At 65.7% G+C, this 24,334-nt stretch carries 23 protein-coding genes and 1 pseudogene; 8 read left to right on the forward strand and 16 right to left on the reverse strand.

All coding sequences use genetic code 11. From position 1 onward, the window contains the following. Window positions 1-96: 96 nt before the first annotated feature. The 3 genes from AC1PLS_RS02430 (at window position 97) to AC1PLS_RS02440 (ending at window position 3,274) form a co-directional block, all read left to right on the forward strand. Window positions 97-999 (forward strand): tryptophan 2,3-dioxygenase, encoded by a 903-nt coding sequence (locus AC1PLS_RS02430; RefSeq protein WP_481104174.1) that lies wholly within the window; start codon window positions 97-99, stop codon window positions 997-999. Between the two features lie 155 nt (window positions 1,000-1,154). Further along, entirely contained in the window at window positions 1,155-2,672 is a 1,518-nt protein-coding gene (locus tag AC1PLS_RS02435) for a peptide MFS transporter (RefSeq protein ID WP_184457412.1), read from the forward strand. An 11-nt stretch (window positions 2,673-2,683) separates the two neighbouring features. Next, on the forward strand, window positions 2,684-3,274 hold the full coding sequence (locus tag AC1PLS_RS02440; RefSeq protein ID WP_054592411.1) for a thioredoxin family protein: 591 nt from the start codon (window positions 2,684-2,686) through the stop codon (window positions 3,272-3,274). A 51-nt stretch (window positions 3,275-3,325) separates the two neighbouring features. On the opposite strand, the gene AC1PLS_RS02445 is transcribed toward AC1PLS_RS02440, so the two are convergent. Further along, window positions 3,326-3,814, reverse strand: a complete 489-nt coding sequence (locus AC1PLS_RS02445) for a MarR family winged helix-turn-helix transcriptional regulator (RefSeq protein WP_016905082.1) — start codon at window positions 3,812-3,814, stop codon at window positions 3,326-3,328. 122 nt (window positions 3,815-3,936) lie between these two features. Here AC1PLS_RS02445 and hppD point away from each other — a divergent pair, with 122 nt between their 5' ends. Beyond that, window positions 3,937-5,052, forward strand: coding sequence for a 4-hydroxyphenylpyruvate dioxygenase (hppD, locus tag AC1PLS_RS02450; protein ID WP_024938217.1), 1,116 nt, complete (start codon window positions 3,937-3,939; stop codon window positions 5,050-5,052). Between the two features lie 360 nt (window positions 5,053-5,412). After that, window positions 5,413-6,726, forward strand: a complete 1,314-nt coding sequence (hmgA, locus tag AC1PLS_RS02455) for a homogentisate 1,2-dioxygenase (protein ID WP_102583223.1) — start codon at window positions 5,413-5,415, stop codon at window positions 6,724-6,726. A gap of 84 nt (window positions 6,727-6,810) precedes the next feature. Here the strand turns inward: hmgA and AC1PLS_RS02460 are convergent, their stop codons facing one another. Further along, a complete protein-coding gene (locus AC1PLS_RS02460; RefSeq protein ID WP_184432330.1) occupies window positions 6,811-7,359 on the reverse strand; it encodes a hypothetical protein in 549 nt (182 codons plus the stop codon). Between the two features lie 165 nt (window positions 7,360-7,524). Here AC1PLS_RS02460 and AC1PLS_RS02465 point away from each other — a divergent pair, with 165 nt between their 5' ends. Beyond that, entirely contained in the window at window positions 7,525-8,142 is a 618-nt protein-coding gene (locus AC1PLS_RS02465; protein ID WP_184432981.1) for a lectin, read from the forward strand. Window positions 8,143-8,286: 144 nt separating this feature from the next. Here AC1PLS_RS02465 and AC1PLS_RS02470 read toward each other — a convergent pair whose 3' ends face one another. From AC1PLS_RS02470 to AC1PLS_RS02495, 6 genes are read right to left on the reverse strand one after another with little or no spacing between them, the layout of a single operon-like run. After that, entirely contained in the window at window positions 8,287-8,712 is a 426-nt protein-coding gene (locus AC1PLS_RS02470) for a Na+/H+ antiporter subunit G (RefSeq protein WP_047127936.1), read from the reverse strand. After that, entirely contained in the window at window positions 8,709-8,993 is a 285-nt protein-coding gene (locus tag AC1PLS_RS02475) for a K+/H+ antiporter subunit F (RefSeq protein ID WP_046345450.1), read from the reverse strand. The genes AC1PLS_RS02470 and AC1PLS_RS02475 overlap by 4 nt, the downstream gene beginning before the upstream one ends. Then, window positions 8,990-9,496 carry a Na+/H+ antiporter subunit E gene (locus AC1PLS_RS02480; RefSeq protein WP_047127937.1) on the reverse strand — a complete coding sequence of 169 codons (507 nt, stop codon included), beginning with the start codon at window positions 9,494-9,496 and terminating at the stop codon, window positions 8,990-8,992. The genes AC1PLS_RS02475 and AC1PLS_RS02480 overlap by 4 nt, the downstream gene beginning before the upstream one ends. Then, window positions 9,493-11,037, reverse strand: coding sequence for a monovalent cation/H+ antiporter subunit D (locus AC1PLS_RS02485; protein ID WP_184432328.1), 1,545 nt, complete (start codon window positions 11,035-11,037; stop codon window positions 9,493-9,495). Before AC1PLS_RS02485 ends, AC1PLS_RS02480 begins: the two co-directional genes overlap by 4 nt. Further along, window positions 11,034-11,408, reverse strand: a complete 375-nt coding sequence (locus AC1PLS_RS02490) for a Na+/H+ antiporter subunit C (RefSeq protein ID WP_016901335.1) — start codon at window positions 11,406-11,408, stop codon at window positions 11,034-11,036. Before AC1PLS_RS02490 ends, AC1PLS_RS02485 begins: the two co-directional genes overlap by 4 nt. Beyond that, on the reverse strand, window positions 11,408-14,236 hold the full coding sequence (locus AC1PLS_RS02495; RefSeq protein WP_102250963.1) for a monovalent cation/H+ antiporter subunit A: 2,829 nt from the start codon (window positions 14,234-14,236) through the stop codon (window positions 11,408-11,410). Before AC1PLS_RS02495 ends, AC1PLS_RS02490 begins: the two co-directional genes overlap by 1 nt. Window positions 14,237-14,402: 166 nt before the next feature. Here AC1PLS_RS02495 and AC1PLS_RS02500 point away from each other — a divergent pair, with 166 nt between their 5' ends. Then, a complete protein-coding gene (locus AC1PLS_RS02500; RefSeq protein ID WP_180970371.1) occupies window positions 14,403-15,305 on the forward strand; it encodes an NAD-dependent epimerase/dehydratase family protein in 903 nt (300 codons plus the stop codon). Between the two features lie 171 nt (window positions 15,306-15,476). Here AC1PLS_RS02500 and AC1PLS_RS02505 read toward each other — a convergent pair whose 3' ends face one another. The 7 genes and pseudogenes from AC1PLS_RS02505 to AC1PLS_RS02535 form a co-directional block, all read right to left on the reverse strand. Further along, window positions 15,477-15,962, reverse strand: a complete 486-nt coding sequence (locus AC1PLS_RS02505; RefSeq protein ID WP_024938209.1) for an Mpo1 family 2-hydroxy fatty acid dioxygenase — start codon at window positions 15,960-15,962, stop codon at window positions 15,477-15,479. 99 nt (window positions 15,963-16,061) lie between these two features. Next, a complete protein-coding gene (locus AC1PLS_RS02510; protein ID WP_184432326.1) occupies window positions 16,062-17,657 on the reverse strand; it encodes a M4 family metallopeptidase in 1,596 nt (531 codons plus the stop codon). Between the two features lie 426 nt (window positions 17,658-18,083). After that, complete coding sequence (locus AC1PLS_RS02515; RefSeq protein WP_481104175.1) at window positions 18,084-19,835, reverse strand: peptidoglycan-binding protein; 1,752 nt, start codon at window positions 19,833-19,835, stop codon at window positions 18,084-18,086. Window positions 19,836-19,908: 73 nt separating this feature from the next. Continuing rightward, complete coding sequence (locus AC1PLS_RS02520) at window positions 19,909-20,445, reverse strand: hypothetical protein (RefSeq protein ID WP_184432975.1); 537 nt, start codon at window positions 20,443-20,445, stop codon at window positions 19,909-19,911. Between the two features lie 233 nt (window positions 20,446-20,678). Then, the gene (locus AC1PLS_RS02525) at window positions 20,679-21,185 is read right to left on the reverse strand and encodes a hypothetical protein (protein ID WP_184432978.1); all 507 of its coding nucleotides are present in this window, start codon (window positions 21,183-21,185) and stop codon (window positions 20,679-20,681) included. Between the two features lie 290 nt (window positions 21,186-21,475). Beyond that, window positions 21,476-21,706 (reverse strand): annotated as a pseudogene (locus AC1PLS_RS02530) (hypothetical protein); the annotation flags it as partial. 148 nt (window positions 21,707-21,854) lie between these two features. Further along, window positions 21,855-22,781 (reverse strand): phosphoribosylaminoimidazolesuccinocarboxamide synthase, encoded by a 927-nt coding sequence (locus AC1PLS_RS02535; protein WP_184432324.1) that lies wholly within the window; start codon window positions 22,779-22,781, stop codon window positions 21,855-21,857. A gap of 208 nt (window positions 22,782-22,989) precedes the next feature. Here AC1PLS_RS02535 and AC1PLS_RS02540 point away from each other — a divergent pair, with 208 nt between their 5' ends. Continuing rightward, the gene (locus tag AC1PLS_RS02540; RefSeq protein ID WP_016901358.1) at window positions 22,990-23,319 is read left to right on the forward strand and encodes a J domain-containing protein; all 330 of its coding nucleotides are present in this window, start codon (window positions 22,990-22,992) and stop codon (window positions 23,317-23,319) included. 115 nt (window positions 23,320-23,434) lie between these two features. Here the strand turns inward: AC1PLS_RS02540 and AC1PLS_RS02545 are convergent, their stop codons facing one another. After that, a complete protein-coding gene (locus AC1PLS_RS02545) occupies window positions 23,435-24,274 on the reverse strand; it encodes an outer membrane protein (RefSeq protein ID WP_184432322.1) in 840 nt (279 codons plus the stop codon). Window positions 24,275-24,334: the final 60 nt, after the last annotated feature.

Below are 24,334 nucleotides of genomic sequence, written 5' to 3' on the forward strand. Positions count from 1 at the left end.
CCGAATCCCGATTCCCGAATCCCGAATCCCGATTCCCCCCAATCCCCAATCCCCGCCACTGAGCTACCCTGACCGGCCCGATCCCCCTGCACCGCCATGCCCGTCGACAAGAATCTGCGTGACCTGGAACCCGGCATCCACACCGATCTGGAGGGGCGGCTGACCTACGGCGGCTATCTGCGGCTGGACCAGTTGCTGTCGGCGCAGCAGCCCCTGTCCGAACCGGCGCACCACGACGAGATGCTGTTCATCATCCAGCACCAGACCTCCGAGCTGTGGCTGAAGCTGCTGGCGCACGAGCTGCGCGCGGCGATGGTGCACCTGCAGAACGACCAGGTCTGGCAGTGCCGCAAGGTGCTGGCGCGCAGCAAGCAGGTGCTGCGCCAGCTCACCGAACAGTGGTCGGTGCTGGAAACGCTGACGCCGAGCGAGTACATGGGATTCCGCGACGTGCTGGGCCCCTCGTCCGGCTTCCAGTCGCTGCAATACCGCTATATCGAGTTCCTGCTCGGCAACAAGAACCCGCAGATGCTGCAGGTGTTCGCGTACGACCCGCAGGGGCAGGCGCGGCTGCGCGAGGTGCTGGAAGCGCCCAGCCTGTACGAAGAGTTCCTGCGCTACCTGGCGCGCTTCGGGCATGCGATTCCGCCGCAATACCAGACCCGCGACTGGACCTGCGCGCATGTGGCCGACGACAGCCTGCGCCCGGTGTTCGAGCGCATCTACGAAAACACCGACCGCTACTGGCGCGAGTACTCGCTGTGCGAGGACCTGGTCGATGTGGAAACCCAGTTCCAGCTCTGGCGCTTCCGCCATATGCGCACGGTGATGCGGGTGATCGGCTTCAAGCGCGGCACCGGCGGGTCCAGCGGCGTGGGCTTTCTGCAGCAGGCGCTGGCGCTGACGTTCTTCCCGGAGCTGTTCGACGTGCGTACCTCGGTGGGCGTGGAAGGTCGTGAGCCGGCGGGTGGTGGCCGCGGTGAGCCTGAAAAGGGCTGAGCGGGTCGCTACGGGCGTCATCCCCGCAGAGCGGCCGCGATCAGGCCGGCGAGTCCTGCGAATTTGACGCGTACATGACGTCTAAGTGATCCTCGCGCGTCTCCCGGGGTACGCTCCGGGCACCCAGCCATTACTGAATACGCAAGGGACATTCCATGAGCGTTGACGCTACCGCGCCGACTTCCGCCGCCACTCCGCCGCCGCCGGCACCGCCCGAGTTCCCCACGCTGCTCGGTCATCCCCGGCCGCTGTGGATGCTGTTCATGACCGAATTCTGGGAACGCTTCGCGTTCTACGGCATTCGTTGGGCGCTGGTGCTGTACATCGTGGCGCAGTTCTTCAATGGCGATGCCACCGGCCAGGCGCCGGCCGGACGTACCTATGGCGCCTACCTGGCGCTGGTGTATGCGGCAGCGATCTTCGGCGGCTACGTGGCCGACCGCGTGCTCGGCTACCAACGCTCGATCCTGGTCGGTGCGGCCGTGATGGCCACCGGCCTGTTCCTGATCGCCATTCCCGACCACACCATGTTCGAGATCGGCCTGGCCACCGTGGTGGTGGGCAACGGGCTGTTCAAACCGAACATCTCCACCATGGTCGGCAAGCTGTACTCGGTGGCCGATCCGCGCCGCGACAGCGGCTTCACCATCTTCTACATGGGCATCAACCTCGGCGCGATGATCTCGCCGGTGCTGACCCAGCTGCTGGCCGAAAAGGTGTTCGGCACCGACGCCATGCCGTCCTACAAGATGGTGTTCATGGCCTCCGGCGTGGGCATGCTGATCAGCCTGGTGTGGTTCTGGATCGGCCGCGCGCAGCTCAAGGGCATCGGTGCACCGGCGCCGAACGCGCAGGGAATCGGCCGCGTGCTGATGGTGCTGGTCGGCTGCGTGCTGGCCATCCCGGTGGTGTACTTCCTGCTCGCCGTCGGTGCGGACGTGCTGCAGATCGTGCTGACCGTATTGTTCGTCGGCCTGTCGGTGATGCTGCTGGTCGAAGGCATCCGCGAAGGCAAGGTGCAGCGCGACAAGGTGATCGCGATGCTGATCATCTTCGCCTTCAACGTGCTGTTCTGGATGTTCTTCGAACAGGCCGGCAGCTCGTTCACCTTCCTGGCCGACAACATCGTCGACCGCGGTTTCGGCGACTGGACCTTCCCGACCGCCTGGTTCCAGTCGGTGAACTCGATTGCCATTATCACGCTGGCGCCGGTCATCGCCTGGATCTGGGTCAAGGCCGGCCGCTTCAACCCATCGATTCCGCGCAAGTTCGGCCTGGGCCTGCTGTTCAACGGCCTGGCGTTCCTGCTGCTGATGTTTGCACTGTCGAGCCTGGTCAACGATGCTGGCAAGGTGCCGTTCTGGACCTTGTTCATGGTGTACGTGATCCAGTCGGTGGGCGAGCTGTGCCTGTCGCCGATCGGCCTGTCGATGGTGACCAAGCTGGCGCCAGTGCGCCTGGTCGGTTTCGGGATGGGCGGCTGGTTCCTGTCCACCGGCATCGGCAACAACCTGTCGGGCATTTTTGCCGGGCATGTCAGCGGAAGCGAAGGGATGAGCGTGTCTTCGGCCCTGAGCGGGTATACCTTCGGATTTTGGGCGCTCTTGGGCGCTGGCGCGGTGTTGTTCCTGATCGCGCCGTTGATCAACAAACTGATGCATGGTGTGAAGTGAGGAGAACAGCAATGCCGATCAAACCCACTGTCTGTGGCCTGCTGCTGGCAGGTCTGTTGAGCGCCTGCGGGCAGCCCACCGAGCAACAGGAGGCGCCACGGCCGCTGGATACCTCAATGCAGAAGCCGCCCAGCGCCGATCCCAGCCAGCCGGTGTCCTCGGGCAATACGCCCACCGCGGCGGACATCGCCGCGGCGGCGGCGCTCAATGCGCAGTACGACCCCTCGCGCGATCCGGCCGCCGATCTGGAGACCGCCAAGGTCGAGGCCAAGCGCGGCGGCAAGCGCATTGTGCTCAATGTCGGCAATGCGGCCTGCGAGCCGTGCAAGGCGCTGGACGAACTGATGGGCGGCGATGCGGAGCTGCGCAGCTTCCGCGACGCGCACTTCGTGGTGGTCAAGGTCAATCGCGATGCGGCCAACGAGAATGCCGCGTTCCTGTCGCAGTTCGCCCAGCTCAACGACTATCCATCGCTGCTGGTGCTGGACAACGACGGCAAGCTGCTGACCACCCAGACCGGCCCGGACCTGCGCAAGGGCGAGCGCTTCGACCGCCGGAAACTGTTTGACTTCCTCAAGCAGTGGGCGCCGCCGCAGGCCTGATCCGTCGTTGCCGTGGCATGCAAAAACCCCCGCATTGCGGGGGTTTTTTTATCAGTCCTTGCCGGCCATGCGCGGCAGCCCGTCCTTGGCCAGCCGGTCGATCAGTTTTTCCAGGACCTGCTGCTCCTCGGCACTGAATACCGACATCAGCCGCTGTTCCATCTCGTTGACCAGCGGGGCAACGGTCTCGTAGACCTGGCGGCCGGCCGGCGACAGTGCCAGCATCGAGCGGCGGCGGTCGTCGCCATGGGTTTCGCGGCGGATGAAGCCGCGCTCCAGCAGGCGCGCCACGGCGCGGCTGACTGCAACTTTATCCATCGCGGTGCGGTCGGAGACCTCGCTGGCCGAGGAACCCGGATACAGCGCCAGGATGGTGATCACCCGCCACTCGGGAATGGCCATGCCGTAACGATCGCCGTAGACCTTGGCGATGTTGCTGCTGATGCGGTTGGACAGCACGCTCAGGCGATACGGCAGGAACTGCTCGAGGTTGAGCAGCACAGGATGTGGCGGCGGGGTGGGGGCGTCGAGATCGCTCATGTTGCACTGTGTCTTGATTTTGGTTTCATTTGCAACTACAAACCTTGGGTGGCCTGCGCATTCTCGCGGGTCTTCTGCCACCCCGCATAGCCCTGCGGACGGCCTAGCGTGGAGAAACGACGATGAGCGCACAACCGAGCAGTACCGCAACCCGCCCGAACCTGGGCATGCAGGTCACCACCTTCGACAATCCGATGGGGATCGACGGGTTCGAATTCGTCGAATTCGCCGCGCCCGCCGAGCAGGCGGCGCAGCTGCATGACTATTTCCGCAAGATGGGCTTCAGCGCGGTGCTGCGCCACCGCAGCCGTGCCATTACCGTCTATCGCCAGGGCGGGGTCAACTTCCTGCTCAACGAAGAGCCCGATTCGTTTGCCGCCGATTTCGCCGCCGCGCACGGCCCGAGCGCCTGCGGCTTTGCGATCCGCTTCCGTACCCCGGCCGAGACGGTGCTGCAGACCGTGCTGGGCAACGGCGGCGAAGCGGTGCAGGACAAGGCCGACACCCGCGCCGTGCCGGCCCCGGTGGTCAAGGGCATTGGCGACTGCATGCTGTATCTGGTCGACCGCTACGGCGATGCGGGCAGCATCTACGACGCCGACTACGAGCCGATCGAAGGCGCCGACCAGCACCCGGCCGGCTTCGGGCTGACCTTCATCGACCACCTGACCCACAACCTGTACTTCGGCAACATGCAGCGCTGGTCGGACTATTACGAGCGCCTGTTCAACTTCCGCGAGATCCGCTACTTCGACATCAAGGGCGCCAAGACCGGCCTGGTGTCCAAGGCGATGACCGCCCCGGACGGCATCGTGCGCATTCCGCTCAACGAATCCTCCGACCCCAAGAGCCAGATCAACGAGTATCTGGACGCCTACCACGGCGAAGGCATCCAGCACATCGCCTGCTTCACCGACGACATCTACAGCTCGGTGGAAAAGATGCGCGAGGCCGGCGTGACATTCCTGGACACGCCCGACACCTATTTCGACGTGGTGGACCTGCGCATCCCCGATCACGGCGAGGATGTCGAACGCCTGCGCCGCAACAAGATCCTGATCGACGCCGACGTGGACACCAAGCAGCGCAAGCTGCTGCAGATATTCACCCAGAACTGCATCGGCCCGATCTTCTTCGAGATCATCCAGCGCAAGGGCAACGAGGGCTTCGGCGAAGGCAATTTCCAGGCGCTGTTCGAGAGCATCGAGCGCGATCAGATGAAGCGTGGGGTGCTTTGACGGCGGGGATTGGGGATTCGCTGTTCGGGATTTGTGGTTGGTGCGGTTAACTGGGTCGGTGCGGGCTTGAGTGGTGCAAAGTGTTGCGATGTCAGCCTGGCTGCCCGTCACGTCGGATGTGGTTCCGGTACGGATCCAACGAAGCGGGCGGCAAGTGGTCGCAACCAAGCGCGCTCAGGCAAGGTGTTTTTCCGACAACACAAAGCAACGAAGACGCACGTTGTTAAAGCCCCTCTCCCCGCGAGGAGAGGGGCTTGATCGGCCAGGCCTTAGCCCTTCTACGGTAGGAAAGCGGCCTGATTCAACTCAATCCCAACCTTCTGCATCCGGGAAGGGAGGGCCAAGATCCGGACGCATGCCATGCATAACAACCAGCACTACATGACCGGTTTCGGCAACGCGTTTGCGACCGAGGCGGTGGCCGGTACCTTGCCGGTGGGGCAGAACTCGCCGCAGCGTGTGGCGCACGGGTTGTATGCCGAACAGTTGTCCGGCACCGCGTTCACCGCGCCACGCAGCGAGAACCGGCGTAGCTGGCTGTACCGCATCCGCCCGGCGGCCGTGCATGGCAGTTTCTCCCTGGTCGAACAGTCGCAGCTCCACAACGATTTCGGGCGCGGCCCGGTGCCGCCGGATCAACTGCGCTGGAGCCCATTGCCGCTGCCGTCCACGCCAACCGATTTCGTCGACGGTCTGTACACCATGGCCGGCAACGGCGGGCCGGAGGCGATGTCCGGTGTCGCCGTGCATCTGTATGCGGCCAACGCATCGATGCACGATCGCTTCTTCTACGATGCCGATGGCGAGCTGTTGCTGGTGCCGCAACTGGGCCGCCTGCGTATCCATAGCGAGCTCGGTGTACTGGAGCTGGAGCCGCAGCAGATCGGGGTGATACCGCGCGGTGTGCGTTTCCGCGTCGAGCTGCCCGATGGCGAGGCGCGCGGCTATGTCTGCGAAAACTTCGGCGCATTGCTGCGGCTGCCCGACCTGGGGCCGATCGGCTCCAACGGGCTGGCCAATGCGCGCGACTTCGAAACGCCGCATGCGGCCTACGAACAGCGCGAAGGTGCGTTCGAGCTGGTGGCCAAATTCCAGGGCCATCTGTGGCGTGCGGACATCGGCCACTCGCCGCTGGACGTGGTGGCCTGGCATGGCAACTACGCGCCGTATCGCTACGATCTGCGCCGCTTCAACACCATCGGCTCGATCAGCTTCGATCATCCGGATCCGAGCATCTTCACCGTGCTGACCTCGCCCAGCGACACGCATGGCACGGCGAACATGGATTTTGCGATCTTCCCGCCGCGCTGGCTGGTGGCGCAGCACACCTTCCGCCCGCCGTGGTTCCATCGCAACGTGGCCAGCGAGTTCATGGGGCTGGTGCACGGCGTCTACGACGCCAAGGCCGACGGCTTCGCGCCGGGTGGTGCCTCGCTGCACAACTGCATGAGCGGGCATGGCCCGGATGCGGCGACCTTCGACAAGGCCTCGCATGCGGACCTGACGCGCCCGGATGTGATCGCCGACACCATGGCCTTTATGTTCGAAACGCGTGCGGTGCTGCGTCCCACCCAGCAGGCCTTGCAGGCCGCGCACCGGCAGGGCGACTACCAGCAGTGCTGGTCCGGATTGCGCGCGGCGTTTCAGGCGCCCGGCTCAGAGGATGCGCAGTAACTCAGGCAATTGGGCGAATGTGCTGATCAGGCACTACGGCAGCCAGGGGTCGCAGGTATCGGATCGAGGGTTCCAGTTGTCCGCTCAAGCCGCCTGCAGCGCATCCGGCAACAGCTCGCCAATCCGGGCACGTACGCGCTCGGCGTAGCTTGCCGAGGTGATCTGCGGCAACGCGCGCAGCGCGTCGGCAATGGCGGCGCCGATGGCGTCCTCGGCGCGTGCGGCCTGCAGCTGCCGATGCAGCGCGGCGGCGGCCGGGTCGCGTTGCAGCTGCAGGATGTCGAGCAGGTACAGCCGCGCGTTGGTGGCCGCGCGACGGCGCTGGCGCTGCAGGTCTTCTTCGCTCGGTGGTGCCGCTGGCTGCGTCACGTGGGTACCGGGCACGCCTGCCGGCGAGGAATCAGACGCCTGGGCAGTGCGTGTCGCACTCCCTGCCTGCGTGCCGAACTCCAGATAGCCCATCGCGCAGAGCGCATGCACCAGCGCGGCGCCGTCGCCGCCCAGCAGCACGGCGAGCGTTGCCAGATCGCGCTGGCCGTCGGCCAGGATCAGCGCGCGTCGCTGCAGCAAGGTGAGTGGACTGCGGTGCGATTGCAGCGCGGTGAGGGCGAGCTCGGTCTTGCGTGGGGTCATGGCGGCGGTCCTGCGAGGCACCCAGCTTGCCCGCCGCCAATGAAGCGCCGATGACATCGGCACGAGGCAACGCCAGCGCGTTCTGCACATCGTCGCGATGTGGGCTGTGTACGCTGTAGCGGACCCGTAAGGAATGCATGCATGACCACCAGATTGCTCGGTTTGATGGGCGCATTGCTGTTGCTGACCGGCTGCAACCGTGCCGAGGACGCCACCACGGCCGCGCCCGACGCGGCACCCGCGCCGGTGGCAGCCGCCAACGACCAGCCAGCCGGGGAGGTTCCGCCGGCCACTGCGCCGGCCGGCACGTTTCCGCCGCAACTGCGCCAGCAGCCGGCTGCGCTCGCGCGCCTGGATGGGTACGGCGATCTGCGCCTGGGCGTGGATGCAGCGCAGGCGCGCGCTGCCTGGGGCGGCGACCTGCGCGGCGAACCGGCGACAGACGGCGGCTGCTATCTGCTACGGCCGCAGTGGGCCGAGGATGCACGCCGCTTCGGTTTCATGTTCGAAGGCGATCGCCTTGTGCGTTATCAGACCAACGAACCCAAGGAGCTCGCCCCGGGCGGCGGCAAGGTCGGCATGACGCTGGCGCAGCTGCGCGCGCTGTATCCGGCAGGTCTGACCGAACAGCCGCACAAATACGTCCCCGGCGCGTTCACCCTGCGCATCGCCGATGCGGCCACCCGGTCCGCGTTGGTGTTCGAGACCGATGCCGACGGCAAGGTCAGCAGCTGGCGGGTCGGGCAGCCGCCGCAAGTGGATTATGTGGAAGGCTGCGGCTGATCCGTCACCGCCGCCACTGCGCCGCATCGGCGGCGCAAGCGGCTTCCGGCAGCGCAGCGTGCGCGCGCATAGTCGACTGGTAGCATGCGCGTAGAACAATGTGTCGAGACCATCCGGGCAGGGATCTCGAAGCAGCTGCGCAGCTCAGCGCGGATCCTTGTCCGGCTCGGCGTGCTGTTTGGCGGTTTCCGCGTTTTCGCCCACATCGCCTTGCGTCTGCGGTGTGGGCAGGCCTTCCTTCTTCATCTCGCCATGGTTGGGTACTTCCGGGCGGTTTTCCATCATCAGCGACAGCGCGGCCTTGGCCATCAGATGGGCGCTGATCGGTGCGGTGATGAACAGGAACACGGTGATCAGCAACTCGCGCGGTTGCGGGTCCACACCCAGGAACAGGTGATAGCCTACCGATGCCAGCAGCACGCAGCCCACCCCCAGGGTGCTGGCCTTGGTCGGCGCATGCAGGCGCTTGAAAAAATCCGACAGCTTCACCAGGCCGAGCGCGCCGATCAGGATGAAGAAGGTGCCGACCAGCAGCAGCGCGCTGAGCAGATATTCGGTCAGCGCAATCATTCGACGATGTCCCGACGCAACACGAACTTGCTCAGCACCACGGTGCTGCCGAAGCCCAGCATCGCGATCACCAGCGCGGCCTCGAAGTAGATCGGCGAATCCAGGTACATGCCCAGCAGCATCAGCTCGGCGATGGCGGTGATGGACAGGGTGTCCAGCGCCAGGATGCGATCGGGCACGCTCGGGCCGCGCAGCAGGCGCCACAGCGCCATCAGCATGGCCAGGCCCACCGTGTGCATGCAGATGACGATGGTCGATTCGATGAACATGTGGCCGGTCACGGAAAGATCTCCATCAGGGGCTTCTCGTAGCGGGTCTTGATCTCGGCGATCAAGGCGTCCGGGTCGTCCAGGTGCAGCACGTGTACCAGCAGATACTTGCGGTCGTCCGAGAGCGCCGCCGACACCGTGCCGGGAGTGAGCGTGATCATGCTGGTCAGCGCGGCGATGCCGTGGATGTTGGCGATATCCAGCGGCACCCAGATGAAACCGGGGTGGATGCGCGACTCTGGGCCGAGCACCTGGCCAGCCACCTTGATGTTGGAGCGCACGATGTCGCCGGCGGCCACCAGCAACATGCGCGGCACCGAACGCAGCGAGCCGATGCGGGCGAACTCGCGGTCCAGGCGCGCCGCAAAGATCGGCACCACCCAGCCGAGCAATAAGCCCAGCACCCATTGCTGCGGCCCGAAGCTGTCGCTGAGCAACAGCCAGAAAATGAAGACCGTCACGCTCAGCGACGGCGAGGGCAGCAGCCGGCTGCGCAGCGGCAGGCGCGTGCTCATGGCTGCCTCCGTTGCGGCGTGGTGGCGCGGACCTGCTCGACGTAGGCGCCGGGGTCGCGCAGTTGTACGCCGGCCGCGTCGGTGTAGCGCATCAACGGGCCAGCACCGGCCGTCATCGCCACCAGCCCGCCCAGCAACAGCAGCGTGGCGGCGGTCTCCACCGGGCGCATGCGTGCACGCCGTTGCGGCTGCAGCTCGGGAACGTCCTGCACCGCTTCGGGCACGCGCCAGAACAGGCGCACCCCGGCACGCGTCAGGCCGATCACCACCAGCAGGCTGCTGGCCAGGATGGCGAACCACACCGGCCCGACCAGGCCCTCGGGCACGTGCTGCAGCAACGCGGCCTTGGCCAGGAAGCCGGACAACGGCGGCAGCCCGGCGACCGCGACCGCAGCGACCATGAACATCGCGCCGGGGATCCCGCGTCGCGGCAGCGGCGCGACCACTTCCTTGCGGTCGCTGGCGCTGCCGCGGCGACGCCGGATCAGGTCCGACACCATGAACAACGCCGCGGCGACGAAGCTGCTATGCGGCAGGTAGTACAGGCCCGCACCCAAAGCGCCGGCATCGTCCAGCGAGAAGGCGATGAACAACGTCGCCGCCGAGAACACCACCAGATACGACACCATCACCCGCAGCCGCGATGCGGCCATCACCCCGAACGCGGCCATCAGCAGCGTGGCGATGCCCAGCCACAGCAATGCGTGGCGGCCGAAGCCCTGCAGTGCGCCGGCACCGGCGCCGAACCACAGCGCCGACACCCGCAGCGTCGCGTACAGCCCGACCTTGGTCATGATCGCAAACAACGCCGCCACCGCCGCCGGCGCGCGCGAATAGGTCTCCGGCAACCACAGGTACAGCGGCAGCAACGCGGCCTTGCTGCAGAACACCAGCAGCAACAGGCCCAGGCTGGCCTTGGCCAGCGGCAGGTCCTGCGCCGGCAACGCGGCGATGCGTTGCGACAGCTCGGCCATGTTCAAGGTGCCGAACACGCCGAACAGCAGGCCCAGCGCGATCAGGAACAGGGTCGACGCGCACACGTTGAACACCACGTAATGCAGGCCCACACGCATCTGCAGCCCGCGCCCGCCGCTGAGCAGCAGGCCGTAGGAGGCGATCAGCATCACTTCGAAGAACACGAACAGGTTGAAGATGTCGCCGGTCAGGAACGCACCGTTCAAGCCCATCAACTGGAACTGGAACAGCGCATGGAAATGCGGCGCGCGCCGGTCCCAGCCGGCGCAGGCATGCAGCAGGCAGGCCGCGCCCAGGATCAGGGTGGTCAACAGCATCCACGCCGACAGGCGGTCGCCCATCAGCACGATGCCGATGCGCGCCGGCCAGTCGCCGAGCAGGTAGACCAGCACCTGGCCTTCGGCGGCGCGCGCGAACAAGGCGATGACCGACGCGGCCAGCAAGGCCATGCTCGCCCATGCCACCGTGCGCTGCACGCGCGGCCCATAGCGCCGATGTTCGACGAACAGCGACGCCGACGCGCCCAGCATCGGGATCAAGATCGGCAGGATCAGCAGATGGCTCATCGCCGCGCCTCGCGCGTGTCCACGCCGGTGGTGGCGTCTTCATGCGCATCCACATGATCGCTGCCGTTGTCGCTGCGGCTGCGGATCGCCAGCACCAGGCTCACCGCGGTCATCGCGAAGGCGATCACGATCGCGGTCAGCACCAGCGCCTGCGGCAACGGGTCGGTGTAGTGCATCAGGTCGGCGGGCACGCCCTCGCGCAGCACCGGCGCCTGGCCGCTGCGCAGCCGCCCACCGGCGAAGATCAGCAGGTTGGTCGCGTACGACAGGAAGGTCATCCCCAGGATCACGTCGAAGCTGCGTGCGCGCAGCAACAGGTAGATCGCCAATGCGGTGAGGACGCCGATCGCGCTTGCCACTGCCAGTTCCATCAATGCTGCTCCGCGGTGCGTGTCGAACGTTGGGTGGGGTCGATCTCGCCGCGCTGCGAGCTGCGCGTGCGCGAGGGTTTGATCGTGCCCATCATCGACAGCATCAGCATCGCCGCACCGAACACCACCAGATACACGCCGACATCGAAGCCCAGCGCGCTGGCCAGTTCCAGATCGCCCAGCAGCGGCAACGGAATCTCCAGATGCCCGCTGCTCAGGAACGGCATGCCGAACACCAGCGCACCGGCACCGCTGACCAGCGCGCACAGCAGGCCGATGCCGATCAGGCGGATGTAGTCGAAGCCGAAGCGCGATTCCACCGACGCGGCACCCTGGATCACGTACTGCATCAGCAACGGCACCGCCAGCACCAGCCCGGCGATGAAGCCGCCACCGGGCGCGTTATGGCCGCGCAGGAACAGGAACAAGGACACCGTCAGCGTCAGCGGGAACATGATCTGCGCCAGATCGGCCGGCACCGGCAACTTGATCGGCGGCCCGGGCATGCTGCGCTCCGGCGCCATCCGCGAGCGCCGCAGCAGCGCGTGTACCACCAGCCCGGCGATCGCGAACACGGTGATCTCGCCGAAGGTATCGAAGCCGCGGAAATCCACCAGGATCACGTTGACCACGTTGCGCCCGTAGGCTTCCGGCAGCGCACGCTGCAGCAGCTCGCCGGCAACCGTGTGGCTGGGCTGGGTCATCAAGGTATAGGCCAATGCGGCAAGCCCGGCACCACCGACGACGGCGATGCCGGCATCGCGGAGCTTGCGCAGGCGCGCGGGCTCGGGCAGCGAGCGCTCGGGCAGGTAATTCATCGCCAGCAGCATCAGCACCAGCGTGACCATCTCCACCAGCAACTGGGTCAACGCAAGATCCGGTGCCGACAGGAACACGAAGGTCATGCTGACCGCCAGGCCGGTGCCACCCAGCACCAGCACTGCGAGCAGGCGCTGCTTGTACAGGAACAGGCTGCCCAGGGCGCAGGCGATCATCAGCAGCCAGATCGTCCAGCCCAGCAGCGGCAGCGGGGTGGGCGCGGGCCAGGCCGGCAATGCGCCGCCCTGCAGAAACGGCACCAGCGCCACCACGACAGCGCTCAGCACCAGCAGCATCAGCATGCGTTGCAGGTTGCCGTTGGTGACTGCATCGGTCATACGCACGGTGCCGGCGAACAGCGCGCGCAGGTTCCAGTTGAACAGCGCCTTGCCGGGCGAGCGGTTCTGGATCGCGTACATGTCCAGCGTGCGGCGCAGCGCCATGTACAACAGGGTGCCGCCCACCATGCCGGCGATGCTCATCGCCAGCGGCCAGTTCCAGCCATGCCACAGCGCCAGGCTGTAGTCGGGCAGGCGCGCGCCCAGGATGGCGCTGGCACCGGCGCGCAGCACCGGCGCGATGGTCCAGGCCGGCACGATGCCCACGGCCACGCAGATCAGCACCAGCACATCCACCGGAATCCGCATCCAGCGCGGCGGCTCGTGCGGGGTGGTGTCCAGGTCGCGCGGGCCCTGGCCGAAGAAGGTGTCATGCACGAAGCGCAGGCTGTAGGCCACGCCGAGCAGGCCGGCCAGCAGCGCGGCGATGCTGGCCAATACCCGCATCGTCTGCGGCGCATCGGTTTCCAGCGCCACGGCAAAGAACATTTCCTTGGACAAAAAGCCGTTGAGCAGCGGAACGCCGGCCATCGCCAGCGAGGCGGTGATCGCCAGTACGCTGGTGACCGGCATCAGGCGGCGCAGGTTGCCCAGCTTGCGCATGTCGCGCGTGCCGGTCTCGTGGTCGATGATGCCGGCGGCCATGAACAACGAGGCCTTGAACACCGCATGGTTGAGGATGTGGAACACGCCGGCCACCACCGCCATCGGCGTGGACAGGCCGAACAGCATGGTGATCAGGCCCAGATGCGAGATGGTCGAGTACGCCAGCACGCCCTTGAGATCGTGCTGGAAGATCGCGTGCCATGCGCCGAGCAACAGCGTGATCGCACCGATGCTGGTGACCGTGTAGAAGAACAGGTCGGTGCCGGCCAGGGCAGGATGCAGGCGCGCCAGCAGGAACACGCCGGCCTTCACCATCGTGGCCGAATGCAGGTACGCCGACACCGGCGTCGGCGCCGCCATCGCGTGCGGCAACCAGAAGTGGAACGGGAACTGCGCGCTCTTGGTGAAGATGCCCAGCAGCACCAACCCCAGTGCATACGGATACAACGGACTGGCGCGAATCAGATCGCCGGCCGCCAGCACCGCATCCAGCTGGAAACTGCCGACGATGCGGCCGATCATCAGGATGCCGCCGAGCAGGGCCAGGCCGCCACCGGCCGTCAGCACGAAGGCCATGCGCGCGCCTTCGCGCGCATCCTTGCGGTGCGACCAGAAGCCGATCAACAGGAACGAACTGATGCTGGTGAGTTCCCAGAACACCATCAGCAACAGCAGATTGCCCGACAGCACCATGCCGAGCATCGCGCCCATGAACAGCATGAGATAGGCGAAGAAACGCGATGCGCTGTCGCGTGCACTCAGGTAGTAATGCGCATACATCACCACCAGCGCACCGATGCCCAGCACCAGTAACGCGAACATCCACGCCAGGCCATCGAGCCGCAACGAGAACATCAGGCCGATCTGCGGCAACCATGCGTACTGGCTGCCGATCACCTCACCGCGCAACACGGCCGGTGTGAGCGTCGCCAGGATGACCAGCCCGCCCAACGGCGCGGCCGCAGCCAACCACGCAGTGATCGAACGGGAGGTGCGCCAGAGCAGCGCAGTGGCGGCCGCCATCACAAATGGCAGCGCAAGCAGGATTTCCAGCGAGAAAGGCATGCAGGGAACACAAGATTCGCGAGCAGGCCAGAGAGCTTAACAAATCGTTGACTGACGCCAGCGTCAACGCCGTGGCTGCGCGCCTGCGCAAATCGCGGCCGGATCGGCGTCGCGCCGCTGCCTGTCACTCGCTATGCTGGGATCACCCAGACTGCATCCGAGCCCTGTGACTGCTGCCGATCCCGCTCCGTCCACTGCCGTTTCTGCGCCGCGCGCCCTGGTGTTCGGCGGCAGCGGTCAGATCGGCGAACGCCTGCTGACGCGGCTGCTCGGCCGCGGTTGGCAGGTGACGGCCTGGTCGCGCCAGCCACGTGCCGCGCGCGCCGGGCTGATCTGGCGGCAGGGCGATCTGGCCATGCCGGCTGCCGCGGGCGAGGCATTCGAGGTGATCTTCAGCTGCGGTCCGCTGGACCATTTCGCGCGTTGGTATGTCGAAAATCCGGTGCGTGCTCCGCGCATCGTGGCGTTCGGTTCCACCAGCCTGGAGGTCAAGGAACACTCGATCGACGCGGCCGAGCGCGATGTCGCACAGCGCCTGGCAAATGCCGAACAGGCGCTATTTTCCGCAGCCCAGGCGCGTGGCGCCGCGGCGACGGTACTGCGCCCGACCCTGGTCTACGGTGCCGGGCGCGACCGCACGCTTACCCAGATCGCCGGGATGGCGCAGCGCACCGGCGCCTTCGTGCTGCCGGCCAACGCGACCGGCCTGCGCCAGCCGGTGCATGTGGACGATCTGGCCAGCGCCGCGCTGGCGGTGGTCACCCAGCCGGCGACGCAGCAGCGCAGCTATGCCGTCGGCGGCGGCGAAGTGCTGGCCTATACGCAGATGGTGGAGCGCGTGCTGGCAGCACTGCCACGACCGGCGCGGCTGTATCAGGTGCCGCCCGGACTGTTCGGCCTTGCCCTCACCGCTGCGCAGCGGCTGGGGCGCCTGCGTGGCATCAATGCGGCCGCATTGCAGCGCATGCGCGATGACCTGGTGTTTGACCTGGAACCGGCGCGTCGCGACTTCGGTTATGCGCCGCGTGCCTTTCGTCCCCTGCCCGAAGAACTCGGCATCGGCGAGTGAGGCTCGTCTGGGCGTATGTGCTTCGAAGACCTGCATGGCGCGCGGTCCGCTAGCTCTGCTGCGCAAGGCGATGCGGCACGACCGTTAGCCGCTGCAGCGCTTCGGCGTAATCCGCTGCTTTCAGGTCATGACCCCGCCGGCGACCGGCTATGTTCTGGCTGTCACTCGCGCTCAATACCGCCAACCCAATTGACGATAGAGCTTGGCCAACACCCAGATCGGCCCGATCAGCAGATAGGTCAGGTCGGTCAGGAAGCTCGGCTTGCGGCCCTCGATCCGGTGGCCGACGAACTGCGCGACCCAGGCCAGCACGAACACCGTCAGCGCCGTGGCGAACAGCCCGGTGAGCCCGAGTCTGCCTTCGAGCAACCGGCACAGGCAGCCGAAGAAAAAGAAGATCCCCAGCATGCCCAGCCCGAGCGGACGCGATAGGCGGTTGTAGTACGACCAAGCCGCGAACATCGACAACGCCGCCCACACGCCGCTGCTGAACCAGGTGCCGCCAACCGGGATGCACCACAGCAGGGCCACCACCGACCACAGGATCGCCGGCACCGCCAGCACGTGGATCTGCTGATTGGTGGTGTTGCGGTGGTCGTCGGCGTAGCTGGCAAAATAGCGGTCGATCGGTCGCGCGGTCTTGGTGCGTTCGGTCATGTTCCCTCCCAGGAATGACCCAAGCATACGCGCGCGGATGGCGCTGTGGCAGCCGTACTCCCTGCCACGCACAGTGCGCGTGGCAGGGGCCGGTGTGCATCAGTTGACCGACACGGCGCTCCACGCTGCGGCAACCGCGCGGTACTGCGTGGAGCTGCTGCCATACAGATCGGTGGCCGCGCTCAACGTGGCCCTGCGTGCGGCCGCGTAGTTGGTCGAGGAGGTCATGTAGACCGTCAACGCGCGGTACCAGATGCGGCTGGCCGCCGCCCGGCCGATCGCCGTCAATGCCGTATTGCCGTTGCAGACCAGCCCGGCCGGCGTCACGTTCCAGCTGGTGCCCGACCCAAAGCCGCTCGGCACCACCGCGCCTTCGGCCAGCAGATAGTAGAAATGGTTGGCCACGCCCGAGCTATAGTGCACATTGAGCGAGCCCAGGCTGCTGCTGTAGCAATCGGGCGAATCGCCATCCAGGCTGGGCTTGAACATGTAGCGCAAGGCCAGCGTCCCGCTGCTGTTGCCCGGGATGATCTTCTCGCCGATCAGGTAATTGCCCGGCTGCGCGCTGTTGTTGGCGGAGTACTCCACCATCGCGCCCATGATGTCGGACGTGGCTTCGTTCAGGCCGCCCGACTCGCCCGAATACACCAGGCGCGCGGTGCGGCTGGTCACGCCATGGGTCATCTCGTGGCCAGCCACATCCACCGACACCAGTGGCGTGAACGTGCTGCCGTCGCCATCGCCGAAGGTCATGCAGAAGCAGCTGTCCTGCCAGAACGCGTTGTTGTAGCGGCTACCGTAATGCACGCGGCTGCGCGCACCGACACCGTCGTTGGCAATGCCGCTGCGCGCATGGGTGGTGCGGAAATAGTCCCAGGTCAACGCCACGCCGTAATGCGCATCCACCGCTGCGGTCACCGTATCGCTGTTGGCGCCACTGCCCCAGGCGTTGTCGGCATCGGTGACCAGCGTGCCGTTGCCGGAGGTGCTGTTGCGCATGTTGTAGGTGGCGCCGCTGCCGCGGCTCAGATCGGTCAACTCGTAACCGCTGCTGCAACGTGTCGTCGCCAGTGCCACGTTGCCTGCATACAGCGAACGCCCGGTGCCGGCCGCACTGGTGCCACCTGCGCAGGCGGTGTGCACGGTGTCCCAGGATTCGAGAATGCGTTGATTGATTGCGTCGACGATGTAATGCATTTCGGTCGGCGTCTGATCCGGCTTGATGCCGCTATAGATCACTTCATAAACCAGCCGCGGTGCGCCCTGGCGCGCATACAAGGCCAGACTTGCGCGCGGCGTGGCATCGGGTGGCAGATCGAACTGCGTCCCGGCCGCACGCACTGCCGTGTCCGCATCGATGCCTGGCACGATGCTCGGGCGCGCGCTGGTGTCCATGCTCTGGCTCAACTGACGCATCACTCCGCGCCGCGAATGCACCACCACATCGCCGCCGATCACCGGCAGGCCCTGATACGTACGATCGAAGCGCACATGCTCGCTGCCGTCGGCATCGACAATGCTGTCGCGCGCGACAAACGCATCGGCCGTTGCACGATTGGCCAGCGCCGCAGCGTGATTGCCCAACAAGGATTGCGCGCGCGATACCGCGGCATCCGCGGAAAGATCCGCAGCAGTGGCGACAGCAGACAACGATAGCGCGCAGCAGATCGCCGCGCCCAGGACATGAACTTGCATGACGACTCTCTCCCCGAAAACGTGCAATGCAAAGATCGGCGGCGATACGCATCACGGCCGATCGCGACTGGCAACAGGTGCCGGCAGATAAACTTGCACAGTCCATGACAGCACAGTAGTAAAAATTACAGCTGTGTTGCGTTCTGTGCGCCGCGCCACTTTGCGGTGTGGAGGGCATCGCAGAGCAGCAGGAGTGTCACTGCGTGTGCGACATCGCCAGCGCGGCAGGCATGCCGTCTTGTCGCAATCTGGAGGGTGCACCAACCTCCAGCGACGCTCGATCCGCTGGCAACGACAGGCAATCCGCGCGGCGTGTGCAGTCAGGCGCGGCCGCAGCGCCGCTCTCGGGGCTACTGTCGAAAGCAGACAGACACAAAAAAACCGGCCAGACATCTGGCCGGTTTTTCGTGCTGCGGCGTTGAGCCGTCAGCGGCCGCCGATCGCAACCCGCTGCTGCTCATCCTGCGCACGCTGCTGCGAAGCCTGGCCAGCCAGCAATTGCGCATTGGTCTGTTCCAGCGGGGGAGCTGGCTGGTTCAGATCCACCGCCGCACGGAAGCCCGGCGTGGTGCCCATGACAAATGCCTTGCCATCCTGCACGGTGACGTTCTGCAGTTTGTCTGCCGAATCGATACCGTTCTGCTTGGCCTGCAGGGTGACGTGGGCCGCGGTCTCGTTGGAGATCATGCTGGGCAGCTTGCTGCGGATCGCGTTGTGCAAGGCATGGTCCGGATGCGAGGCATCGTCGAGCGACGGCCCCTTGGGCGCAGCAACCGGCGTCTGCGCTGCCTGTGCCTGGGCCGGTTGTGCGGACAACGCGGCCTGCGTGTTGCGCCCCACCACGCCATCGGGCTGCAGCCCGTGCTGCTTCTGGAACGCAATCACCGCCTCACGCGTGTTGTCGCCAAAGCGGCCATCCTCGGCAAGCCGGTTGCCCTGCGCATCGCGCACGCCGAGACGGTTGAGGTCCTGCTGCAGCTTGCCGACATCACTGCCTTGCTCGCCATGCCGCAGCGTGCCATTGCCACCCGCTGTCGCCGGCTGGGGGTGGCGCGCGCCGGACTCCTGCTGATGGCCCTGATTCCAGAATGTCTCCGGACTGGTCAGCTTGCCGTTGGCATCGCGCAGCTGGTAATGCACGTGCTGCGCGTACTGGCTGTTACCGTTCGGGCCGCGTCCACCCATCGTGCCGATGGCATCGCCGGCGGACAGCGTCTGACCTTCCTTCACCTTGAGCGCGTCCAGGTGCAGGATCTCGTGCGAGTTGCCCTGTGCATCGCGAATCTTGACGGTGCCGTAGTTGCCGCCCGCGAAGGTGACGGTTCCGGCGACCGGCGAATGCACCGTCGGGTGCTGCATGTTGCGGCCTGTCTGGCCACCCTGGTAGTTGAAGTCGGTACCGCCGTGATCACGGGCACTGCGATGCTCGCCGTAATGGCCGGTGATGTGCGGTGCCGTCCCGTTCTGCGGTGGGAGCATCCGTTCCATCGTCTGCTGAAACGAGCTGGATCCACCATGCTGTGGCTGCACAGATGCTGGTGCAGTGTGCTGCACCGGCTGTCCGAGCTGGCCATGGGCCAGGTTGTTCATCAGCTCTGGAGTGATATCGCGCTGCCAGCGGGCAAACCGGTTCTCGCGGTCGGCCAATCCATTTGGCGGATCGCCGCCGTTGATCGCAACACCTGCTGCATGCGCGTCCTGCCTAGCGGCCTGCGGCACGTTGTTTTGCCAGTACCAAGTGGCGATGCGGGATGCGTTTTCAGGTTGTGCCGCCAGATCGGGGTGTGCCACCAGATCCAGGTTCAACGCTTCGCCCGCCGCTCGATATTGGTCCTTGCCGGTGAGCTGCATATAACCGCGGCCACGGTACAGGTAGCCGTCGCCGGGCTCGTTATTGCCCATGCGTCCGCCATACATCAATTCGGCCAGTTTTTCCGGTTGCCCGCGCAGGGCATCCAGACGTGCCTGCTCCAGGGCTTCGGGGCCCTCACGCAGTGCGGAGCGCACCTTCGAACTCACCTGTGAGGATCCGTGCGTATAGCGGAACCCTTCTTCCAGGCGGTTGAGGCCCATCGATTCATGACCCACCTGGGCCATGAAGTTTGCCAGTTCCTTCGGCTGGGTGATGCCTGCAGCATAGGCTGACTGGAGCAGCCCTGTTTCACGATCGGTTGCCATGGTGTAACTCCTCATTTCTCAGCAACATGAAATAACGGACTCCTTCCTTGTCCGTGCAAACCATTACGTCCCTTTAATTCGCCTTCTCGGCTGCGGCGTCGTCCAATGCCGCAGCTTTCTTCAATGTGGATGGATCAAACTCCTGAAACGCCACCGTGCCGAAGTCTTTGGCGGTCAATTCCAGGGTGTTGTGCTGCTCGGTCTCGGTATCGGACAGGTCACGCACCACCTTGTCCAGCAACCAGGTCTGCTTGTCTGCCGAATACTTGAACGTGAAGTCGTCTGCCCAGCGCTCGCGCGATCCGCCGGAAATGGAAATGGTGAATTGCCCGGTCTGGATGCGCGAAAACGCGTAGGGGTCGCCTGCCAGACCGCCGCAACGGGCGCATGGCACGATCTTGCTGTTTTCTGAGGCCTTCTGCAGCGCACCGTCTGCGGTCTGCGTCAGCAACACCACCGTACGCGGTTGTCCATCGCCAAGTTTTTCGGCGCCGCTGGAGGGTGGTGAAATCACCATCAACGCATCGGAGCGGCCCGCGCCAGTCAGATCGCCACGGATGGTCTCCAGAGCCTTCGATCCCGCCGGAATGAAGGAGTCTATCGTGCCCATAGGTACAGTCCCTTGTGTCGGTGTTGCGGGGGTTGGTGCGGCAGGTGCGGACGGCTGCGTCGCCGCGGTACCGGCAGCGGGGGTCGACTGCCCGGTCGCACCGCCAGCTTGAGGTCCGTTACAGGCCGCGAGTGCAACTGCCAATGCAGGGCCGATCAGTCGGAAAGGACGCAAGGTTATCTCCTGAAACGTTGGCGGATATGCCATTACCAGTGTCGCCACTAGCGCGCTGATTAAAGGGACTGGTCGTCCACCTTAACCAGCATCCAGCAGGGGCGCTGGGCGAAGTGGTAGACCTGCTGATCGCCGGTGTCCGGCGTGCGGACCAGTACCTGGCGGCCATCGGCCTCTTCGGAAATCGTGACCTCGCGGCCGCCGTTGCGGGCTGCCTCCAGGTTGGGAATGACAGGCCATTCGACCTTGGCCAGCGGAACCGTGCGGGTGACCGGGGTGGGCTCGGGCTGCGCGTCCGGGTCGAGTTGGATCATCGTCAGCGGATCGGCGGTCGCCTTTTCCTGTGCCGCAATGTCTGCACTGAAGCTTTTCAGAAATGCAGAGAAGTCGGCGCTGGGGCAGGTTGTCGCCTGCGCAGGCGTTGCCGGAGCGGTGGCAGGTGCCGAGGCTGCGGGTGCTGCATTCGCAGCAGGCGTCGCAGCGCCGGCGGGCTCAGCTTGCGGCTTGCAGGCGACCAGCGCCAGGCTCAGTGCGAGAGCGTGCAGAGACGTTCGGAAACGGGCCAAGGGATCCTCCTGATCATAGCGGGGCAACTGGAACGCGGGCGGGATGGTATACGCGCGCTGCTTGCCAATGTGTGAAGGCTGGCGGAGTCGTGGCTTGCGCAAACTGGCCGGCATGCGGCAGGCCAATACCCTCGCAGAACAAGCAGCCTGACGGTGGCCCCGGTGCTCGGGTGAGTCCACGGCCATTGATCGCGGTCAGCAACGCCGGGCTATCTCGATCGATCCTGCGCAAAAGTCATGATGATTTGATCATGGTTTGGCCGGGGATTTATCCGGTATGGCGCGGCTGACTATATCCCGTTTGAAAATACATCGGGTGCATCCGCACCCACCCATCCCTGCGCGCAGTCGCCGACATACTGGCCCGGCGCGGCAACATTTCAGCTCTCGCCAGTGGCGGTCTTCGAGCGTTGGATCGGCCTGTCGCCATATGTCGCGCATGCCGGGTTGTTCTTGCATCCGGCGACGCTGTCTGCAGGAATCGCAATGACGCGGTAATACGGAGGTTTCTGTCCGACGCGGCTGCGGAATGAAAAGTATGAGAGCGCCATTGCGACTTTTCTGGGCAACAGACCGCGTCAGGTGCGTCCTTCAGCGCTCAATAAAGAGCGCTGCCCGCCATTGTTGCTTTACTACAGCCTCAAAGCCCCGGACGCGGGGCCTTGGAGATCAATCGACCGAAATACCCGCCAACCGCTGCAATGCTTCGGCATATTTTGCGCGCGTGCGTTCGATCACTTCTGCCGGCAGGCTGGGGCCGGGTGCGGTCTTGCCCCAGTCCAGGGTTTCCAGATAATCGCGCACGAACTGCTTGTCGTAGCTGGGCGGGCTGGTGCCGAGTTCGTACTGGTCGGCCGGCCAGTAACGCGACGAGTCCGGGCTCAGCATCTCGTCCATGATGTACAGGCGGCCATCGGCATCGGTGCCGAATTCGAACTTGGTGTCGGCCAGCAGAATGCCGCGCTCGGCGGCAAAGTCGGCGGCGAAACGGTAGATGCGCAAGGTGGCATCGCGGACGCGTTCGGCAAGCTCGGCGCCGACGGTCATGACCATCGCATCGAAGTCGATGTTTTCGTCATGGTCGCCGACCGCGGCCTTGGTCGACGGGGTGAAGATCGGCTCGGGCAGTTTCTCGGCCTGGCGCAGGCCGTCGGGAAGTTCGATGCCGCTGATCTTGCCGGTACGCTGGTAATCCTTCCAGCCGCTGCCGATCAGGTAGCCGCGTGCGATCGCTTCCACCGGCACCGGCTTGAGCTTGCGCGTGACCACGGCGCGCTTGGCATACAGCGCCGGGTCCACGCCTTCGGGCAAGACCTGCTCCACGGTGATGTCGACCAGATGGTTTGGCATCAGGTGTTCGGTCTTGTGGAACCAGAAGTTGGAGACCTGGCACAGCATCTCGCCCTTGCCGGGGATCGGGTCGGGCAGCACCACGTCGAACGCGGACAGGCGGTCGGTCGCCACCATCAACAGATAATCGCCCGGGGGCGCATCGGCGGGCAGGCGCTCGCGGGGAATGTCGAAGACATCGCGGACCTTGCCACGGTGACGCAACGGCAGGCCGGGCAGATCGGATTGCAACAGCGTGGTCGACACAGGCACTCCTAAGGACGTCGCAATGACGCTGTCCCCGGGACCCGGCGGGCCCGCGGGTGGGCAGCGGGCCGCGTAGTGTACGGCGCTTCGGCGCGCGCCGCTGGATTTATTGGAGCCGCCCCGGTGGGCGGCGTGCATGCCGCGTCAGCCAGGCCGGGCGGGCGTTCGGGTAAGATCGCCAGCCCGCCATCCCGCCCCCCGATCGCCCATGTCCTGGTACGGAAAACTGCTCGGCGCACTGGCCGGCGCCCTGCTGTTCCGCGGCGCGCCGGTACTCGGGCTGATGATCGGCCTGGCGATCGGGCATGCGGTGGACGCCGGCTGGTTCAAGCGCCGCGCCGACAACCCGTACGAAGCGCTGGGACTGGAGCCGGACGCCACCACCGCCGAGATCGACCTGGCCTACCGTCGGCTGATGTCGCGCTACCACCCGGACAAGGTGGCCAACGCCGAGCCGGAAGCACGCCGCCAGGCGGAGAAGAAGGCCAGCCAGATCAATGCGGCCTACGATCGGATCCAGCGCCTGCGCAAACGCTGATCCAGCCTACGCTGCAATATCGCTGCCAGGCACCCACACAGGGTCGGCATGGGCGCCAAAAATGAAAACGCCCGACCCATGACAGGTCAGGCGCGGTCACTCAGGCGCCGAACACTCAGAAGCGATAGGTCGCCGTCAGGCGCACCGCATTCGACGAAAAGTCGGTATCGCTGCGGCGCAGGTCGGTGCCGGCCGGATTGACGCGCAGGAACGGGTTGGTCGCCGGCGCAGTGCCCGGCCCGACCCGCACGCGGGTGTCTTCGTCCTGCAGGCGGGTGAACAGGTATTCCACACCGACCGAGACGTTGTCGCTCAGGCGGCGCTGCAGGCCCAGGCCGGCCTGGTAGCCGTCGGCGCTGTCGCCGCCGCTGCTGGTGAAGCTGTTGGCGGTGTTGCTGCTGGAGAAGCTGTGATCGAACTCGCCGCGTGCCGCGCCAGCGGTGAAATAGGCCAGAAAGTCGCCCTGCGCGCCAAAGGCATAACCGATACGGCCGCGCAGTGCGGCGGTGCGGTTGAGCTGGCGGGTGAAGGTGTAGAACGCCGGGGTGGTGCTGAAGGCGCTGACGCTGTCGCGCAGGTCGTTGCGGGTGTACTCGGCAACGACGCCGTAGACCCAGTTGCCGGCCTGCCAGTCGTAACCCAGCCGCGCACCGTATTCGGCGCCGCCCTTGTCCTTGCTGCAGCCGCTGGCCGGGGTGCGCCCGGCCGCCGCGCCGCCGCAGAACCCGGGCGAGAAGGCATCGGCGCCGGTCGGGGTGCTGACCTGGTCGCCGTCGCGGCCATCCAGGTTGGTGTCAAAGCCGAAGCGGCCGCCGGAAACGCCACTGACGTCGGCACCGCCGACATTGGCGCCGATCGAGAAACCTGACCAGTCGGCCGGGCCGGTCTGGGCCCAGGCGGACGGGGCGAGGGCCATCAAAACGAGCGCAGCGGAGGCGAGCGGGGTGGTCTTCATGCGGTGTCCTTGGCGAAAGGGCGCGGTGCGCCGGTTCAGCTGCATACGCAGGCTGGACCG

It is taken from the genome of Xanthomonas sp. NCPPB 3218 (genome assembly GCF_056725185.1).

Bases quoted from the DNA above. Each gene is read 5' to 3' on its own strand.
- AC1PLS_RS02430 (WP_481104174.1), top strand. From the start codon at position 97: ATGCCCGTCGACAAGAATCTGCGTGACCTGGAACCCGGCATCCACACC.
- AC1PLS_RS02435 (WP_184457412.1), top strand. From the start codon at position 1,155: ATGAGCGTTGACGCTACCGCGCCGACTTCCGCCGCCACTCCGCCGCCG.
- AC1PLS_RS02440 (WP_054592411.1), top strand. From the start codon at position 2,684: ATGCCGATCAAACCCACTGTCTGTGGCCTGCTGCTGGCAGGTCTGTTG.
- AC1PLS_RS02445 (WP_016905082.1), bottom strand. From the start codon at position 3,814: ATGAGCGATCTCGACGCCCCCACCCCGCCGCCACATCCTGTGCTGCTC.
- hppD (WP_024938217.1), top strand. From the start codon at position 3,937: ATGAGCGCACAACCGAGCAGTACCGCAACCCGCCCGAACCTGGGCATG.
- hmgA (WP_102583223.1), top strand. From the start codon at position 5,413: ATGCATAACAACCAGCACTACATGACCGGTTTCGGCAACGCGTTTGCG.
- AC1PLS_RS02460 (WP_184432330.1), bottom strand. From the start codon at position 7,359: ATGACCCCACGCAAGACCGAGCTCGCCCTCACCGCGCTGCAATCGCAC.
- AC1PLS_RS02465 (WP_184432981.1), top strand. From the start codon at position 7,525: ATGGGCGCATTGCTGTTGCTGACCGGCTGCAACCGTGCCGAGGACGCC.
- AC1PLS_RS02470 (WP_047127936.1), bottom strand. From the start codon at position 8,712: ATGATTGCGCTGACCGAATATCTGCTCAGCGCGCTGCTGCTGGTCGGC.
- AC1PLS_RS02480 (WP_047127937.1), bottom strand. From the start codon at position 9,496: ATGAGCACGCGCCTGCCGCTGCGCAGCCGGCTGCTGCCCTCGCCGTCG.
- AC1PLS_RS02485 (WP_184432328.1), bottom strand. From the start codon at position 11,037: ATGAGCCATCTGCTGATCCTGCCGATCTTGATCCCGATGCTGGGCGCG.
- AC1PLS_RS02490 (WP_016901335.1), bottom strand. From the start codon at position 11,408: ATGGAACTGGCAGTGGCAAGCGCGATCGGCGTCCTCACCGCATTGGCG.
- AC1PLS_RS02495 (WP_102250963.1), bottom strand. From the start codon at position 14,236: ATGCCTTTCTCGCTGGAAATCCTGCTTGCGCTGCCATTTGTGATGGCG.
- AC1PLS_RS02505 (WP_024938209.1), bottom strand. From the start codon at position 15,962: ATGACCGAACGCACCAAGACCGCGCGACCGATCGACCGCTATTTTGCC.
- AC1PLS_RS02510 (WP_184432326.1), bottom strand. From the start codon at position 17,657: ATGCAAGTTCATGTCCTGGGCGCGGCGATCTGCTGCGCGCTATCGTTG.
- AC1PLS_RS02515 (WP_481104175.1), bottom strand. From the start codon at position 19,835: ATGGCAACCGATCGTGAAACAGGGCTGCTCCAGTCAGCCTATGCTGCA.
- AC1PLS_RS02520 (WP_184432975.1), bottom strand. From the start codon at position 20,445: ATGGGCACGATAGACTCCTTCATTCCGGCGGGATCGAAGGCTCTGGAG.
- AC1PLS_RS02540 (WP_016901358.1), top strand. From the start codon at position 22,990: ATGTCCTGGTACGGAAAACTGCTCGGCGCACTGGCCGGCGCCCTGCTG.
- AC1PLS_RS02545 (WP_184432322.1), bottom strand. From the start codon at position 24,274: ATGAAGACCACCCCGCTCGCCTCCGCTGCGCTCGTTTTGATGGCCCTC.